11 protein-coding genes are annotated in these 17071 nt (G+C 48.1%); all 11 read right to left on the bottom strand.

Annotation, left to right across the window (positions count from 1 at the left end; all coding sequences use genetic code 11):
• The 11 genes from OIR97_RS11565 to OIR97_RS11515 all read right to left on the bottom strand — a co-directional run bounded on the left by OIR97_RS11565 (position 1) and on the right by OIR97_RS11515 (position 16787).
• Positions 1-1764, bottom strand: a complete 1764-nt coding sequence (locus OIR97_RS11565) for an ABC transporter ATP-binding protein (RefSeq protein ID WP_169545778.1) — start codon at positions 1762-1764, stop codon at positions 1-3.
• Between the two features lie 9 nt (positions 1765-1773).
• A complete protein-coding gene (locus OIR97_RS11560) occupies positions 1774-2853 on the bottom strand; it encodes an ABC transporter permease (protein WP_169545777.1) in 1080 nt (359 codons plus the stop codon).
• Between the two features lie 61 nt (positions 2854-2914).
• Positions 2915-4276, bottom strand: coding sequence for an ABC transporter substrate-binding protein (locus OIR97_RS11555; protein ID WP_169545893.1), 1362 nt, complete (start codon positions 4274-4276; stop codon positions 2915-2917).
• 338 nt (positions 4277-4614) lie between these two features.
• A complete protein-coding gene (locus OIR97_RS11550) occupies positions 4615-5853 on the bottom strand; it encodes a CmpA/NrtA family ABC transporter substrate-binding protein (RefSeq protein ID WP_169545776.1) in 1239 nt (412 codons plus the stop codon).
• A 12-nt stretch (positions 5854-5865) separates the two neighbouring features.
• Positions 5866-6456 (bottom strand): ANTAR domain-containing protein, encoded by a 591-nt coding sequence (locus OIR97_RS11545; protein WP_169545892.1) that lies wholly within the window; start codon positions 6454-6456, stop codon positions 5866-5868.
• A gap of 222 nt (positions 6457-6678) precedes the next feature.
• Positions 6679-8880, bottom strand: a complete 2202-nt coding sequence (locus OIR97_RS11540; RefSeq protein WP_169545775.1) for a hybrid sensor histidine kinase/response regulator — start codon at positions 8878-8880, stop codon at positions 6679-6681.
• A 36-nt stretch (positions 8881-8916) separates the two neighbouring features.
• A complete protein-coding gene (locus OIR97_RS11535; RefSeq protein WP_169545774.1) occupies positions 8917-9978 on the bottom strand; it encodes a type 2 periplasmic-binding domain-containing protein in 1062 nt (353 codons plus the stop codon).
• 293 nt (positions 9979-10271) lie between these two features.
• On the bottom strand, positions 10272-11498 hold the full coding sequence (locus OIR97_RS11530; protein ID WP_169545773.1) for an APC family permease: 1227 nt from the start codon (positions 11496-11498) through the stop codon (positions 10272-10274).
• 344 nt (positions 11499-11842) lie between these two features.
• Positions 11843-12709 (bottom strand): alpha/beta fold hydrolase, encoded by an 867-nt coding sequence (locus OIR97_RS11525; RefSeq protein ID WP_169545772.1) that lies wholly within the window; start codon positions 12707-12709, stop codon positions 11843-11845.
• 189 nt (positions 12710-12898) lie between these two features.
• Positions 12899-16009 carry an autotransporter outer membrane beta-barrel domain-containing protein gene (locus OIR97_RS11520; protein ID WP_169545771.1) on the bottom strand — a complete coding sequence of 1037 codons (3111 nt, stop codon included), beginning with the start codon at positions 16007-16009 and terminating at the stop codon, positions 12899-12901.
• Positions 16010-16166: 157 nt separating this feature from the next.
• A complete protein-coding gene (locus tag OIR97_RS11515; protein WP_169545770.1) occupies positions 16167-16787 on the bottom strand; it encodes an invasion associated locus B family protein in 621 nt (206 codons plus the stop codon).
• Positions 16788-17071 lie beyond the last annotated feature (284 nt).

Below are 17071 nucleotides of genomic sequence, written 5' to 3'. Positions count from 1 at the left end.
TCACCCCGCTGATAACACTGCTTTCGGTTTTTCTTGCCCTGCCTGCCGGGCAATTCTTTCTTTGCGTTTTGCGGTAATTCTGGACAGTTGCTCGGTACTTGGATTTGCACCGCCTTCATAGGCATCCAGGAATTCCAGAAGCTCCTCGCGATAGGCGTAGTAGTCCGGGTGTTCCAGCAGGGCTTTGCGAGATCTTGGCCGGGGAAGATCTACATCCATCACATTGCCGATTTTCGCATGGGGCCCGTTTGACATCATCACAACCCGGTCGGCCAGCAGAATGGCTTCATCCACATCATGGGTGACGCAAACAGCCGTCACCTGCGTCCGTTTCCAGACATCCATCAGAACATCCTGCAATTCCCAACGGGTTAGGCTGTCCAACATGCCAAAAGGTTCATCCAATAGAAGAAGCTTGGGAGACAGGGCAAATGCCCGGGCGATGCCCACCCGTTGTTTCATTCCGTTGGATAAATCGCCTGCCAATTTATGCATGGAATCGGCAAGGCCGACTTTTGAAAGGTAATATTCAACCACATCCTTGCGTTCAGACCTGTCAGCGTCCGGATATACTTTATCCACACCGAGGCAGACATTCTCGTGTGCCGTGAGCCACGGCAGCAGGGATGGGGCTTGAAAAACAACGGCTCTGTCTGGACCAGCCCCTTCAATATGGGTACCGTCCAGAATAATCCCGCCTTCAGAGATGCTATTGAGACCAGAAATCATCGACAGGACCGTTGATTTTCCGCATCCTGAATGACCAATCAGCGTAACAAATTCGCCCTTGTTCATTTTCAAGTCGAACCCGTCGACTACCGTTAGCGGCCCCTGTGGGGTGGGGTAAATCTTTTTAATCTGACTCAAGTCCAGATACCGTTTGTTGCGCACTGACTCAGCAGCTTTTTGGTAGGCTGGGGGAATTTTGTCCCGCTGCGTGATCGGAACGATTTCCGGAAGCGCGATACAGCGTTCTGCCTCAACCCCCCGTTCTGCACCTATATCCATCAGATACTGTGTAATCTCACCTCTCAGGCGGATAAACTCTGCGTCGCTATTGATTTCAGCACGGTTCCTTGGTCGTGGCAGATCAATGCGAAACTCCCGCCCTAAAGTGGCATTTGGTGCAGGGGTTAGCGCGATCACCCGATCGGCGAGAAGGATCGCTTCATCCACGTCATTTGTAATGAGGATGATGGTTTTCTTTTCTTTTTGAGAAATATCTGCGAACTCGTCCTGTAGCTTGGCGCGGGTCAGCGCATCCAGTGCGGATAGTGGCTCATCCATAAGAAGGACTTCGGGCTGCATGGCAAGTGCCCGGGCAACAGCAACCCGTTGACGCATGCCACCAGAAAGCTCTGCTGGTCGTCTGTCGGCCGCATGGGAGAGACCCACCATGTCGATATAATGTTGTGTTATTTCTGTCTTTTCTTTGCGGGATTTGGTTGTGTGAACCGCATCAACCGCAAGCGTTATGTTTCCACGCACTGATAGCCACGGCATCAGGGAATATGATTGAAAGACCAATCCTCTCTCCGGGCCGGGGCCTGTGATTTGTTTCCCGCGAAAGATCACGCCGCCTGTGTCTGGTTCGATCAAGCCTGCTAAGGCCGAAATCAACGTTGTTTTGCCAGAGCCTGAGAAGCCGAGGATCGCAATAAACTCGCCGTCCTCGACTTTTAGATTGATGTCTTTCAGCACGTTGGTTCGGTTTGCACCGTCTCCATAATGCTTTGACAATCCTGTGATTTCTAAAAATGACATGCGCTCCACCTATCGATTTGCAGAAAAAGTGAAGGCTGTTTGCAACGCATACATGATGCGATCCAATACAAAGCCAATGATACCAATGGTCAGGACTGCAACGATTATCTTGGCCAGAGATTGTGAAGAGCCGTTCTGGAATTCATCCCAGACAAATTTTCCAAGGCCAGGATTTTGAGCCAGCATTTCGGCAGCAATCAACACCATCCATCCGACCCCAAGCGACAGGCGCAAGCCGGTAAAAATAAGCGGCAGTGAAGAGGGGAGAACAAGTTTTGTGATTGTTTTGGCCGTTGGTAATTGCAGGACTCGGCTCACATTCATCAGATCTTTGTCGATAGAGGCAACGCCCAGTGCTGTATTGATAAGGGTTGGCCATAAGGAGCAAAGCGTGACAGTGACCGCCGAAATCATCATGGATTTTGGCATCCATCCCCAAGGTTCAACATACAGGGCGGATACAACCATGGTGACGATAGGCAACCAGGCAAGAGGAGAGACGGGCTTGAAAATCTGGATAAGCGGGTTCACCGCGCCATTGACTGCCTTTGACAGTCCCGATGCAATGCCCAATGGTACCGCCACAATTGTAGCAATCAGAAAGCCTAGCCCCACAGTCGCCAAGGAGGTGACGATCTGGTCAAAATAGGTCGGTTTACCTGTGTAGGTGCGGTGTTTGACTTTGTCTGCCTTGCCGGCGGCAATCAGTTTTTCGTTCCGTTTGTCCTGACGGTCATAAAACGCATCAGCTTTTTCTCTTTCCCGGATATGGTCCGCCCAAAGATTGCCGGTCTGTTCCCAAACGTGGGTGGGGCCCGGAATTGCCCCAAGAGACGTTTGAACGCGCGGGGCAAGCGCGGTCCAGGCCACCAGAAAGACAATGATACCCAGCATCGGATATAGAAGAACTTTTCTCAGCTCAGTCAGCTGTTCCTGAAAGTTATCGCCTGCCAGCATCTTCAGGATGGGAACCAGCCAGGAAAACCCGAGTGCGTTCAACCAGCCTGACGCACGGTTGATTATGGAAAAAACCTTTTCCCTTTTCTTTCCGGCGTCACCGGTTGTCATCACTTCAGAAGTATTTGTCATCTTTGGGGGTCCTTAATTCATCGTCGGGGAAGTGGCCGCCGTTGCGGCCACTTGTGTCGGGTTACCCTTCAACCAGAGAGTCGCCCTTGACCATCTGTTTGGATTTCAAGCCAATTTTTTGAGAGTTGATGTAAGCGTTGGGCTTTTTACCGTCATAGGGGATGCCATCGATGATATCGGCCGCCGGGGTAGGCGCGCGATAACCATCAGAGTCCCATGGAAAATCGGCTTTATCGGCGTGGCCTTCTTCAACCAACAGCCTGGCAGCTTGAAGATAGACGTTTGGCAGGTAGACAGATTTGGCCACCTCGTCATACCAAGCGTCATTTTTATGCTCGTTGATCTGGCCCCAACGGCGCATTTGAGTGAGATACCACACAGCATCGGAATAGTAGGGGTAGGTTGCATAATACCGATAGAAAACGTTGAAATCAGGAACGTCACGTTTATCCCCTTTTTCATATTCGAAGGTGCCGGTCATGGAATTGGCAATCACTTCTTTGTCGGCCCCTACATATTCAGATCGCGACAGGATTTCGACGGCTTCCATTCGATTTGCATTGTTGTTTTCATCAAGCCATTTGGCTGCCCGGATCAAGGCTTTTGTCAGGGCCAGAGTTGTTTGCGGATTGGCTTCTGTGAACTCTTTGGTTAAGCCAAAGACTTTTTCAGGATTGTTCTTCCATATTTCGAAATCTGTAATTACAGGAACGCCGATCCCTTTAAATACGGCTTGCTGGTTCCACGGCTCCCCCACACAGTAACCGTGAATGGTCTGGGCTTCGAGTGTTGCAGGCATCTGCGGCGGTGGTGTTACTGACAACAGGGCGTCCGCCTGGATTTGACCAGAGACATCATCCGCGCTGTAAAATCCGGGGTGAATACCGCCTGAAGCCAGCCAGTAACGAAGTTCATAATTATGGGTGGAGACAGGAAAAACCATACCCATTTTGAAAGGCTTGCCTTCCGCTTTGAACTGATCAACGACTGGCTTCAGAGCATCGGCCTTGATGGGATGGACAGGTTTACCATCAGGACCAGACGGAATATGTTTTCTCATCATTTCCCAGATTTCGTTCGAAACGGTAATTCCGTTCCCGTTCAGATCCATGGAAAAGGGCGTAACGATATGGGCTTTGGTACCAAAACCAATTGTCGCGGCCAGCGGCTGTCCAGCCAGCATATGCGCACCATCCAGTTCACCGGTGATCACCCGGTCGAGCAGGACTTTCCAGTTGGCTTGAGGTTCAAGAGTGACGTAAAGGCCTTCTTCTTCGAAATAGCCTTTTTCATAAGCAATGGCGAGTGGGGCCATATCGGTTAGTTTGATAAACCCGAATTTTAACTCATCCTTCTCCACATCCAGCATTTCAGCGTGAGAAACTGAAACCGTGGCCGCTGTGGCTAGAAGGGCCGTACTCATCGCTAGAAAGGTACGTCTTGCATATTTTAAAGCACCCATTTTTAGCCTCCTGTCGTTACTTGGTTCAAAAATTTTCATAAAAAAAAGCTGCAATGCAGCTTCGATACAGTCATGAATGACCATCGAAACAGCATGGCAGCTTTGCCAGTGTGCCCGTCGTTGGGCACGGTAATGTCTATGTTCCTAACAAAGCAAACAGTGTGCCAGTTTGGTTGGTGAAAAAAGATTGTTTTATTTCAATGGGTTGTCTTTTTGCGCGTTAATCGCCCATATGTAGGTCAGATTAATTGTTGTGCGGCGTGCATAATTTTTGTGCGCTGCAGCGAACAAGCGCCTGTTTATTGATCGGTGCGTTGTTGTTCGATATAGGCCGCCAAATCATCTGGATCAAAAACTCTGCCATCGAAGAAGCCATCGGGGCCAAGAGAAAGTTGTCCTTGCATGGTCCCGACATATTGAGTTTGTTCCAACGCACCTTCAACCTTTGCATTCGCTGAAGGGATGGGAACGTTCATTTTTGAAAGGGCTGATCGATACAAATCGGGTCGGTAACAGTTTTTCAGTTGTTCGACAAACTCTGGTGACCAATCCGCATGGCCCCAACGGACCATCTGACTATAGAACCATAAAGCGTGGCTCAGCCAAGGGAAGGTCGCGGCTCTTTCATAGGGAATAAAGAAATCCTGAATATCCCCGAATTGACCGGTTTCGGTTTTGAATTTACCAAGAAGGGCCTTTTCAAGAATATGCGGCGGCACACCAATATATTGGTTCGTAGACAGGATCGCTGATAATTCTGGAATGTTTGCAGGATCAGAGCACCATTTGGCAGCCCGGTACAGGGCCCGGATTAACGCTGCGAGCTTTTCAGGGTGTTGGGTGGCAAAGCTTTCGCTGGCGCCGAGAACCTTCTCGGGGCTATTTCGCCAGATCTTGGATTTGGTTGTCAGAAGCGTCCCGACTCCTTGCTCAATGGCAATGCTGTTCCAGGGTTCACCGACACAAAACCCATCCAGCATCCCGCAAGAGAGGGCATCGGGCATCAGGGCGGGTGGAATAACGACAATGTCGACGTCTTTATCAGGATGAATTCCGCAGGCTGCCAACCAGTATCTCAATTCATAATTGTGCCCTGAATAGGGGTGAACGACCCCAAAAACCAACCGCTCTTTTTTCGTTTTCTGCCGGGCAACAATAAGATCTGATAACCGTTTGCCTGCGTCCCGGGCGGACAGGTCGGCTAAAGTCTGATCACTGGCCATCTCGTTGGCGATTGTAAGGGATATCGTAATCGCATTGCCGCCGAGACCCATGGCCATTGGTGCGATAATCTTAAGGGGCAAAGGCATCAAGCCTAATGCTGAAGCGATGGGCATAGGAGCCAGCATGTGGGCGACATCAAAATGTCCGATGGCCATGCGATCGCGAATATTTGCCCAGGAACTCTCCTTTACCAGAACAAGGTCAATACCTTCCGCGCTACCAAATCCTTTTTCTTTTGTCGCAATTAAAATTGCCGCATCCATTAGAGGGAGGAAACCTGCACAGATTGTATTTTGCTGTTTATTATTATTCATCGCGTTACCCTTCTATTCGTCCATCAAGGATGCTGCCATGATAATACTATCGGCAATTTCGAAGATTTTCTGATTACGGTTCATCGCGGTTCGGCGCATCAGGTTATAAGCCTGTTCTTCATCAATATTCTTTGTTCGCATCAGGATGTTTTTGGCGCGGTCGATGGTTTTTCGTTCCGCCAGTTCATTTCTGGCTGTCTCCAGCTCTCTCTCCATTTTCGAGAAAGCCCGGTAGCGTGTTATGGCCATATCCATGATCGGTTTCACCCGGTCCTGTCGAAAGCCGTCTACGATATAGGAAGAGACGCCAGCCTCTACAGCAGCTTCAATGGATTGCTGATCAGAATTGTCAACAAACATTGCAATGGGGCGTTTGACACTTTTGGACAGGGCAAACATGGATTCCAGCATGTCCCGATTGGGGTTTTCCAGATCAATAATGATGACATCTGGATCCAGATGTTCGATCTGCCCGGCGACCCCCCTGATCTCGTTTAGAACAGTGACATGAGAATGTCCCGCATCTTCCAGGCCATCCTTGATAATGGACGCCCGTATGCGGTTCTCATCAATTACTAAAATTCTAAAATCCTGGATAGCCATCATGATATTGTGCACACGCACAATAATTTGTGCAATGCAATATTTCGACTCTCGTGATTTTTGCTTTCCTGCACCATACGCGGACCGTCTGACGCAAATGAAACACATGGAAATTTAAACCCGCAGAAAAACTCCGGAAAAACTGCGAGGACGGTTCTTGATATTATCGGGTTGCAAGTCGAAATCCGTATAGGAGAGCGATTGATTTGGTTGCTTCGGCCGTTAGCGCTCGTTCGTTTCAGTGATCACTGAAGGGGTCAATAATTTCTGCATCGCCCGTTTTAATTCTGTAATACGAAACGGTTTTCGTACATAGGCGACTTTGTTCAGTAGATGGTATTTTTTCAGGATGTTGGTCAGGTTCTGTCCTGTTATGACAATGACCGGTTGGTCCTGTTTTATTTGTCTGACGGCCAGCGCAAGTTCATGTCCCTGCATATTTGGCATGCTCTGATCGGTAATTAAAAAATCAAAACGTTCCGGTGTCGCTCTGAACGCGGCTAGGGCTTCTTCGCTATTGTCATAGCTCTCCGTTTGGCAACCAAGATAGGTTAGCAGGCTTTCCCCTAATTTCAGGTTTTCAACTTCGTCATCCACCAAAAGTATTTTTTTGTTCTTCAGGGCACTGTCCGGGGCGTCCTGATTGTCGTCGATTATTTCCTCCTCTTCTTCCTCTTCTTCAACTTCTTCCTCAACCTCAATCCGTTCTCTTTTGGTGGCTTTCCCTTTTTCGTGAAGGGTGGTTTCAGTGGGAGCTCCGTTTTCAATCAGGAGCACGGACAGATCAAAGGGTAACCAGATATGAAATGTCGAACCTTCACCAACTTTTGTGTCAACTTGCAGGCTGCCGTCCATTTTTTCAATGATACCAAGGGACGTTGATAGTCCAAATCCATTGCCTTTTCCCGAACCTTTTGTGGTAAAATATGGCTCGAAAATATTATCGAGAATTTCCTCAGGAATTCCATGGCCGGTGTCCGATATGGTTAGGTGAATTTGATCTCTTCTATTCACTGTATGCGTATCGTCTTCAACAATTTCGGCACCAATTGTCAAGCGGCCGCCGTTCTCCTCCATGGCATGCATGGCGTTGGTATACAAATTGATCAGGACCTGTTCTACTTTCCCCCGATCTGCGAAAATCCGCAATTCTTCGTCGCACAATTTGGTCTGGATGTGAATAGAGGCAGGGAATGTGGTTTTCACAAAGCTAATAGAGTCCACGATCAGAGCTTTCAGATCAATGTTTTCCGGTCTTGCGTTTTTATTCATTCGAGAGAAATTCATGATTTGGTCGATCATGCCTTTTGCCCGAATTGTTCCTTGCAGAATATGCTCTAACCCACGCTTCGAGATGTCAGGATTAGGCTGATCTTCTGACAATAGCTCTGCCCAACCCATAATGGGTGTGAGGACATTGTTGATATCATGTGCGATACCACCGGCAAGGGCACCGACAGTTTCCATTCTTTGGGAGTGCTGCAGCCGATGCTCGTTAGTGTTGTCGCGAATAACGAGAACTCTGTAGATGATATCGCCTTTGTCGCTGTAGATCGTCGTAAATGAAAGAATTGCGTAGTATAGCTTTGAATTTTTTTGAGTTGTTTCAACCTCGCCGGTCCAGGACCCTTCGCCTTCAACTTCCTTCCATATGCTGTCAATTTTGCTCTTGCCGTTTGCGGTGTTTTTGAACATGAACAGTTTCTTGTTTAATAGGTCACTGATGTCATATCCGGTTTGTTGACTGAAAGCGTTGTTAATTTCCAAAACATTGCCATCCGGCGATAGGATGGCGACGCCATCTGACATGCTTTCCAGTGCATGTTTCGCCGTTTGCAGCTCTATCAATGGCTTTACTAGGGATTTTCGCAGGGCATAAAACAGAAACAGCATTGTTACCAAACCGATGGTAAATGTCTGTAGCAGGTCGACAAGAAAACTCCTTAGTAGTTTTTGCCGTAACGGGGCTTCTGTAAAAAAGATGTCAACATTGCCGATGGTCATTTGGTCCAGTCGAATAGGGTATCGTTGGTGGCGATCAATTAATCCTGAAACATCTTCGAAGGTTTTGTCGTCATAATTAACGTTTTGTCCGTCCTCCAATCTGATTTTTCCCATGAAAAGATGGCCAAAATTGCCGTATACTTTGATGGCGACCAAATAGGGATTTTTAAGTTCTGCATCCAGGATTGCGTTCGCAACTTCATGAGAATACTTCCGATCCTGTGATTTTTTGTAGATGTCCCAAATGGTCGGGTTAACGGTCGTGGCAATCCGTGCGCTTACTTCTTCCAGGGTTGTTTCAATTTCCTTGTTAAACTCGTACAGATTTATCCAGAGGCGGGCACCAATGAACACGGCCATTACTGTGATCGTGATGACCACAAGCTGCATGGCAAGTTTGACGGTTAGTTCATTTTTCATCTTGGAGGCCCAAACATTACGCTTCGCGTTCTGGTTCTACTGTTTCTCGTATGGGCCGAACATTTCGTAATACGTATTATATTCTGCTTTGAATGCCTGTTTTTTTTCAATCAAACGGCGGGAAAATACATCCTTTGCTTTGTAGGTCTCCAAGATCTGATCGGACGCTTCGCGCAGACGGGAAAGATCTTCCTCAGACCATTGGCTGAAAACAGTTCCATTGTCCTTGAACAGTTTTAGGGCGTTGATATCCTCTTTTTTGGCTTTCATTGTTGTTGTCAGCGTATAACTTTTGATCGCTGTTTCAAGAATGGCTTGCAGGTCTATTGGGAGTTCAGCATAGGCCTTTTTATTAATCAGGAAGTCTGCCAGAACCGAGGGTTGCCAGATCGCAGGAACGATGGCGTAACGACTTATGTCCTGCAACCCTAAATTCCAGGCGCCTGCCGTTGTTGTCCATTCAACGGCATCCAGATTATCGTTTTCAAGTGCCGGACGGATTTCACTGGGCACAAGCGGGATAGTGTAGGCACCTGATGCCGCTGCTAATACCTCACTCGGGAGGCCTGGACCTATTCTGACGCGCTTTTCATTTAAGTCCAACAGGCCTCGAATAGGTTTTTTGGACAGTAAACCAAACTCCATACCCGGCCACCAGGCCGGGCGCCAGATTATACCCTTTTGTTCCGACAGTTCATTTGCAAGGGCGGTCCCTTCGCCTGCTATAAAGAACATCATTGAGGCATCCAGGTTCATGAAGTCAAACGGGCCGGCATTCATTACAGCCCAAGCAGGATGTTGGCCCGACCACCAGTTTGGCCAGCCATTCCCCATTTCAATGGTTCGATCGCCAACTGCTTCATAAATACGGGGGCCGCTTACGACCGCACCGGCTGGATAAGGTGTAATGTCCAGTCTTCCGCCGCTCATGGTGCGAATGTTATCGGTCATGACAACCAGTTCTTGATAATCAAGACTGGTACTGACTGCATGGCTCTGAAGTTTCCAAGAGTATGTTTTTGTCTCTTCTTCAATACATCCGGAAATAAGGAACGCAGCACAGAAAAGCAAAAAATATGAGAGGTTTTTAAGAGGCATCAACTTGTACCTGTACAATGAAAATCAGAGGACTGAAGCTTCCATACTATTCCATTTACGTTAATCAAAAATAAAATTTTATGTATTGATTTTGGATGTCAGGGATTTCCCGAACCACGGATTAAAAAAGAAGCGATGAGATTCCGAAAAACGTCTTTTTTGTCAGATAGTTCAGTGAAAAGGAAAGGTATCCCTTCGAAGCGTTGAAGGACATAAAATTTTTAATAAAATCATGCGCGGGCGATGGTGTGACAGGATGGATGTTCAAATCAGGGGTTTGAATGACGGGATTTTTATAACCAGAATTGAGCGAGTAGAAGAAATAGGCTGGTAAAAAGGCCCAGAATAGGGACCAAAATCGAGACCTGATAGAGGTCAACTGGTTTGGTTTTCTCTGAAATTTTGATTTTGATCAGCGCTACATTGACGAGGCAAAACACGATGATGACGATGGATGATGTGGCCTCGGCCAACTTACCAATCGGTAGAGTATATGTGAGCAGTAAAACAATGCCGCAGACAAGGATTGTCGCCTTCAATGGGGTATGAGTGATAGAATTCACCTGCGCGAGAAAAGCCGGAAGCTTCTCTTGTGTCGCCAATCCATAAATAACCCGTGATGCCATAATGATTTGGATCAGGATCCCGTTCAGGGTGGCGAAAATAGCGATCACGCCGAATAGAACGGAAATAAATTCGCCGGAATCGTGGAAAACAAGCTGTAAGGGAGCTGCTGATTGGCTGAGTTGATCCAACGGGACGGTCAGTACGACGACCGAGACCACAAGAAAGTATATAACCGATGCAGAGAGTAAGGTCAGCAAGATCCCGCGGGGCATTGTCTTTTTCGGGTTTTTGACTTCCTCAGCCACATTGACCATATCTTCAAACCCGATAAATGCGAAGAAAGCCAGCAGGCAAGCGGATAAGATACCGCCCCAAACGGATGGATCAAACGGTGGGATAAGGTCTGGTATTCGCGTGAGCATAGTCGGCTCGTCATACAGCCCATAGATCACCACCAGGCCGAGGCCTGCGAGTTCGATGACCGTCAGCACAGCGGCAAGCAAAACAGATTCCAAAATCCCCCAAATCGCAACCAGACCAATTGAAATAACCACGATGAATGTCAGAATTGAAGGTGCAATGGGGATAAAGTTTTCAAGATAGGCGGCTGCCCCGATTGAAATTGCAGAAGCAGAGACCGTACCGGATGCAATCACCAATAACCCGATGATCAAGGAAAGCGTTTTACTGTTGAAGCCTTTTTGAACATATGCAGCCTCTCCTGCGCTGACGGGATATCGGCTGGAAAGTTCTGAATAGGCCAGGCCCGTAAACGCAACTGTAATTGCTGCCAAAATAAAGGAAATCGGAGCATATATGCCAGCCCGTTCCGCTGTCGTGCCAACCAAAACATAAATTCCCGCGCCAACCGTGACGCCTAATCCGTAAAGGATCAGGAGCGGTAACGTTAGCCGCCTTACCAGTTGGGGCCGTGTTCTTGGATTGCTGTTCATTGGTATGCAGGCCTGATTGCAGAAGAAAATATGGTTTAGGCTTGAAGGTTGTTTTTGATACAGAGCACCAGGTGAGAATATGTCTTGTTTATGAGACTGATCAACGGCTTTTTCTTTGATTGGCGACGCTACACAAACAGCCTATCAATATTCAGGACCGTTTGCCAGAAGAGGATGACAATTGGTGCTTATCATTATGCCATAGGTCAGCGGGCGCCGGGGTGTTGTAGGGAACGGGCAAAGAACAAGCCTTTTGGTCCGGCTCATTGATTTTGTCGAACTTACGAGCTGAGAAAAGAAACACTAAATCGCGGTCGGTATTCCTTGTCGCTTCGTTTGTGTTTTTAACATTCAGGGAGGTGGCTGCTTAAGGTGCGCCAAACACGCTCCCAGCCGTTTGTATGGTCAACATCATGGATGACCTGATAGCGTACACAACGGGGATTTCCAGCCGCCTCTGCATAAGATTTTGCGACCCATTCCGGGATTATGGCATCACGATCGCCTACAAAATGGATCTGCGGTATATGAGAGGTTTGTGCGGCATGGTTTTTCGGATTTAAAGAGCCGGAGAGTTTCGAGACACGTTTTTCCCGGTTTAAAGTATCATGGTCAAGGTTCCCCGCAATTGTTCTGAACGACGAGATGTCATTTCGCCTGGCGGATAGAAGGGCAACAATTGCGCCGCCCCCTGAAAATCCTACCAACCGAAACCCAGTGACGTTCAGATTTGTTTTTAGGCGTGTGAGCGCCTGATCATAGCTATCGATGATTTCTGGTGCGAACCGGTGACTTGTCCAGTATTTGGAGGTGCAATTGATTTCAGACCTTAGATCAACATATTGGCAGGGGCGGGCGAGATAGATCACAGTGGGAGAAGGATCAAGGCGGGCAAGTTTTAATGCAATGGGATTGATCGGCGTCGGGTTTTTCGAAATGGTGTACCGATCTATCCAGGCAAATCCATCTCCTTCTATATATACGACCGGTTCCTGACCCCGCGCAGCGTATTTGCCGTGGCCAGAAAAGGTAAAAACCTTTGTCTTGATTGAAAATGGCTGAAGATTGGCGGATGCGGCAAGTTTGGTCGCGTTTGTCTGTCGTTCCTCAACACTTGTAAGGGCACAACCGGACAACAGGGCCGCTATTGTTGCTATTGTTGTAAGGAGGGGCGCGGTGTGGGGCGCTTCGCGGAGTGCAATTTTAAACACTGTCATTCCTGTATTTTGCGATCTTTGGAACGCAGGGCCATTGTAATCTCTGACAGGATTTTACCATATTCCTGATTTTCTTTAAGAAAAAGAAACGGGCCTGATCATGGGATCATATATTTGACATGAAAAAAGCCCCGAAAGAACAAATCTTTCGGGGCTTGCTGTTATAAAACCAAATTGGGGTTTTTAGAATTTAAAGCGTGCTTCGACCAATGCAGAGTGACTGATATACTCAGATTTGAACTCAGCATCGTAACGAGCGCCAACAGACCAGGCACCTGTGTCATAGGTCATACCAAATCCAACGTTACCCGCCAATTCTTCAACGTCAGCACCGGTCGTTTTGAATGCCGCGCCGCCACCTGTGTAGGTAGCTGTTGCTACAGCTTCATCTCCGGAGAGGTCATAACTAACCCCTGCATTGAATTCAGGGATCAAAACGCCTTCACCCTGTTTCATTCTGGTGTGTACTCGCGCACCCAATGAAGCAATCAAGGCGTCGATGTTATCACTATCAACATTAAGGTTCAGGTTTCCAGCGCCTGTTTCAGTATAACTGTCTGTATTCACATGCGTATAATCCAGTCCTGCCTCAAAAGTGATATATGCATTCCCTTTGATTTGAACTGGAACACCGCCGCCGATACTGGCCATATACTGACTTGAATTATAATCAGAATTAGCCTGCCGATCCAATCCGCCAAATGTAAACTTGCGTTTACCATCGTTCGAATTATGGGCGTAACCAAGCATACCCTCAATATAGAAAGCATCAGTTGTATAATCACCATACACAGTTACCTGATAGCTGTTGATATCCACCTGTGAATCACCGGCTCCCTTACCGTCAACGTCTGAATTCGCGTAAGCAAATGATCCGCCTAATGTGAAGCCTTGCGCTAGTTCTGTGTCAAGACCAACTGCCAAGCCATACGTTCTGGCCGTAAAGCCGGCAACGCCATCCCGGGCATCCTGTTCCGCCCAGTTACCGAAAGGCTTAATCCAGGCAGCTTTGGCCATACCAGTATCTCCTGAAGAGAAGCCTGTTTGATCGGCTGACGCATACTGCTTGCCTGACCGAAGTGCCGCTAGGCGTTTTGACGCAACACCAATTGCTCTGCCGCCTGTTGCGATTGCGACGGTGCTGCCAGCTCCAAGAGTGTCAGCTTGCACACCAACTTGTTCTGCGGCCAGCTTGGCGCCAGCACCACCACCTGTTAATGCCGTATTCAACGCTGTAGAAGCCTCAGTATCGCCCGTTGCCACCGCAGTGCTTGCACTACTGAGTGCGAGAGCCTCTTGAGTGGTGACGCCCAGTTCAGACGCTGTCGTTGCTGTCGATTTACCCGTAGCAGTAATATTTATATCGCCGGCGGTAGATCCGATCGAATAACTAACAAGGGCGGTATCGGTTAAAGAAAACTCGTCGGTCAGTCCCGCAGCACCACCTGCTGAAACAAGTGTGATTGTTCCGGTGTTGAAGGAAGCCGGCATGACAAGGGTAATTTCCGCGTCGTTGTCGTCCCCGGAGTCCAGGGCCAATGTGCCGGTAAAGACCGTTTCACCTGCCGCAACTCCCGCTCCCAAAGTGACCGTTGAGCCGTCTTGTATTTCCAGAGTTGTTGCCGTATTGCCGTCAACATCCAACTGGATCGTTCCGTCGACATCTACTGTCGCCGCGTCAACTGTACTTTGGAACGTCGCACTTTGCCCACTTGCGATTGCAACTTCAGTCAGTTGTACAGCGTCACCAACAGCGCTGGCGAAGGTAGCGCCGGCAGAATTGGTAACAGTCAGAGTTGAAGCCCCATCAATTGCACCGGTAATCGTTTGAGCGGTGGTGCCGCCATCAAAGGTGAGAGCGCCGCCTGCCATATTGATGGCCCCTGCGGTAACGTCGCCCGCAAAAGTCATGCCCCCTGCACCTGTCGTAATACTGGTAGCAGCGGTTACATCGCCATTGAAATCAGCTGCGCCTGCACCAGAAATCAATCGTGAATAAACATCGCCAGAGACTGAATAGCCTGCTGCTGCATCAATTGATTTAAGGGCTGCTGTGGATGAACCGACAGTTCCTGTAATCGTTGTTGCAACGTCAAGGTCCAGCGTACCGGTATTGTCCGTTGTCGATGTAATGGCACTTTCGATAACAGGGGTTCCTGTTGTTGTCTGAAGGGTGCCATCTCCGGAGAAGTTGATCGCCGTTGCTTTCACGTTGGTTTGTGCCGTCAATGTTACTGCCGCGATATCAATGGAGGCGAGAGCGTTTGTTGCACCTACGGCACTTACAAGCGTTGTCGCAGCGTTTACATCCAATGTTCCTTCGACAGCATCGTTACCGTCAATCGCACCGGTGATCGTTTTTGCGCCGTCTAGCCGTAATGTGCCGCCATCAAGATCGATACTATCAACTGTAATAGCGCCAGTGCCGGTTGCAGTTAAAGTAACACCGTCATCAATTTCAATATTTGCTGACGTTGTTGTCGCTGCGTCAATTGCCGCGCTAGCAGTTGCGTTTCCATCGACATTCAATGTAAAGAGTGTGGCATCTGCCGTGTCTGAAATCGCCCCGGATAAAGTAGAACCAGCACCTAGATTGATTGTTGTTGAGGTTGCGCCATTTGCAGACGACAGGTCGATCGCTCCTGACACAGTAGAAGCAGCAGCAACATTAAGGACCGAAACGGTTCCTGCGAGGTTACTCATATCAATAGTACCCGCATAGTTTGCGGCATTTGTACCATCGCCGATGGTCAATGTGGCCGTACCGTTTGCATCACCCTGCATTGTTACGCCGGTGGCAGCATCGGTGTTCCCGAAGATGGAGAGCGAGCTGTTGCCCGCAGCAGCAGCACCATCAGCAGCATCAATTGTAATGTCCAGATCGTGGGTCGTGCCGCCGCCCGTATTATTCTGTGCGTCACCAGTGACGGCGCCATTCAGAATAACAACAGTGTTCGCGTTACCATCGCCAATGACCAGATCAGCAGTATCACCAGCATCATCATCACCGGCCACACTTATGGCACGAAGATTTGTTGTGCCCGCACCGGTGACAGTTACACTGACGGTTGTCGCTCCGGCACCGGATTGATCAAAGGTCAAGTCAGCATCTGTAGCACCTGCTTGAGCTGCCGCGTCAATAGTATCCGCGCCTGTTGCCGTATTTGCACCAGATGTCGGTGTTAACGCCGCGGCGCCAGCATGATCGATACCTATCATCGCAGTGAACGCGATGATAGACATGCCACTGAGAAGAGCATTCTTTAATGTCTGGCGCTGTGTTTTGTTAACCATTTAAGATTATTTCCCACTCTGTTTAGTTTTGTTATGGTTTGATATGTTATGTTATGTGAACTATGCATACGTATTCTAAAAATTTTTAGGTAAATCAGATGCTTCAGCAAATAAGGGAATAGCATGTGTTGTTTGCGCAACACGCTTATAGTTTGTATTATTGTATCTTTTGAAAAGCTTTAGTGAAGCCTTTCAAAGACGCTTTTAGCACACTTACCTTTTTGTCTCCCCACGCTCTGAAGCCTACAAAAAGCGTATTTCCCTGTTTCATCGAATGCAAGACCGCTGATGTTAACGGCAAGCTGGCATCACAGCCGGCTTTCGTACAGCGCAGATATTTCACCGAGATATCTTGACCATCGTCAATCTTTAGAACCGCGCCGGGTCTGAGGTCAACGCCAAGCGGCATTGAAATGCTTAAATAGGGACCGCGCTTCTGTGTTTTTGTACCGGTTGCATAAAGGACACTGAGGCCCAAAACGCGACCAGCAACCTTCTTCTCTCCGGATTTTGACTGTTTAGTTAAGAATATTTGCTGAGAGATCCTGCAGGTTTCTGGCTTTTGGGTGTCCGTGCAGACTGTTTTCCAGACGTTACCTGACTGTGCTGATGCAGATGTCGCCCAGGCGATGCTTAAACTAACAAGGATGATGAGGGCGGATATTGGTGGCAGCATTGCGAAAGCCTTGTCTGTTTTTGGATTTATAGAAATTACACTTATTATAGTGTGATTTGTTAATTCGGTTAATCTACTCGATATGAGCGTTGAATGTAACATTGAAAAATAAAAGACTGTTCAGGTCGTTACGTCCGTTGATTGATTTGGTTGAATGCCGGTCAGGCGGCTTTTTACCAATCAATGTTTCTCATCAATCAGGAGTTTCTGGTTTGTTTTATTGATCTTATTTAGTCCCGCGAATATTTCCGTCGTTTTTTATCGCGGCGGATGAATATTTTAACGATGATCAATAATCAAATAATTGTTTTGTGTTAATTTTTACCCTTGCAGGGCGAGTGTGCGGGCGTCGTGCACCCTTCCTCTCCTTGAATGCCATAAACATC

This window comes from Sneathiella aquimaris (assembly GCF_026409565.1).
Lineage (GTDB): Bacteria > Pseudomonadota > Alphaproteobacteria > Sneathiellales > Sneathiellaceae > Sneathiella > Sneathiella aquimaris.
Note: the sequence above shows the minus strand (reverse complement) of the source record. Positions and strands in the feature narration are given on the sequence as shown.

Excerpts from the sequence above, each read along its gene's own strand:
- OIR97_RS11565 (WP_169545778.1), bottom strand. The coding sequence starts at position 1,764 with ATGTCATTTTTAGAAATCACAGGATTGTCAAAGCATTATGGAGACGGT.
- OIR97_RS11560 (WP_169545777.1), bottom strand. The coding sequence starts at position 2,853 with ATGACAAATACTTCTGAAGTGATGACAACCGGTGACGCCGGAAAGAAA.
- OIR97_RS11555 (WP_169545893.1), bottom strand. The coding sequence starts at position 4,276 with ATGAGTACGGCCCTTCTAGCCACAGCGGCCACGGTTTCAGTTTCTCAC.
- OIR97_RS11550 (WP_169545776.1), bottom strand. The coding sequence starts at position 5,853 with ATGAATAATAATAAACAGCAAAATACAATCTGTGCAGGTTTCCTCCCT.
- OIR97_RS11545 (WP_169545892.1), bottom strand. The coding sequence starts at position 6,456 with ATGGCTATCCAGGATTTTAGAATTTTAGTAATTGATGAGAACCGCATA.
- OIR97_RS11540 (WP_169545775.1), bottom strand. The coding sequence starts at position 8,880 with ATGAAAAATGAACTAACCGTCAAACTTGCCATGCAGCTTGTGGTCATC.
- OIR97_RS11535 (WP_169545774.1), bottom strand. The coding sequence starts at position 9,978 with ATGCCTCTTAAAAACCTCTCATATTTTTTGCTTTTCTGTGCTGCGTTC.
- OIR97_RS11530 (WP_169545773.1), bottom strand. The coding sequence starts at position 11,498 with ATGAACAGCAATCCAAGAACACGGCCCCAACTGGTAAGGCGGCTAACG.
- OIR97_RS11520 (WP_169545771.1), bottom strand. The coding sequence starts at position 16,009 with ATGGTTAACAAAACACAGCGCCAGACATTAAAGAATGCTCTTCTCAGT.
- OIR97_RS11515 (WP_169545770.1), bottom strand. The coding sequence starts at position 16,787 with ATGTTACATTCAACGCTCATATCGAGTAGATTAACCGAATTAACAAAT.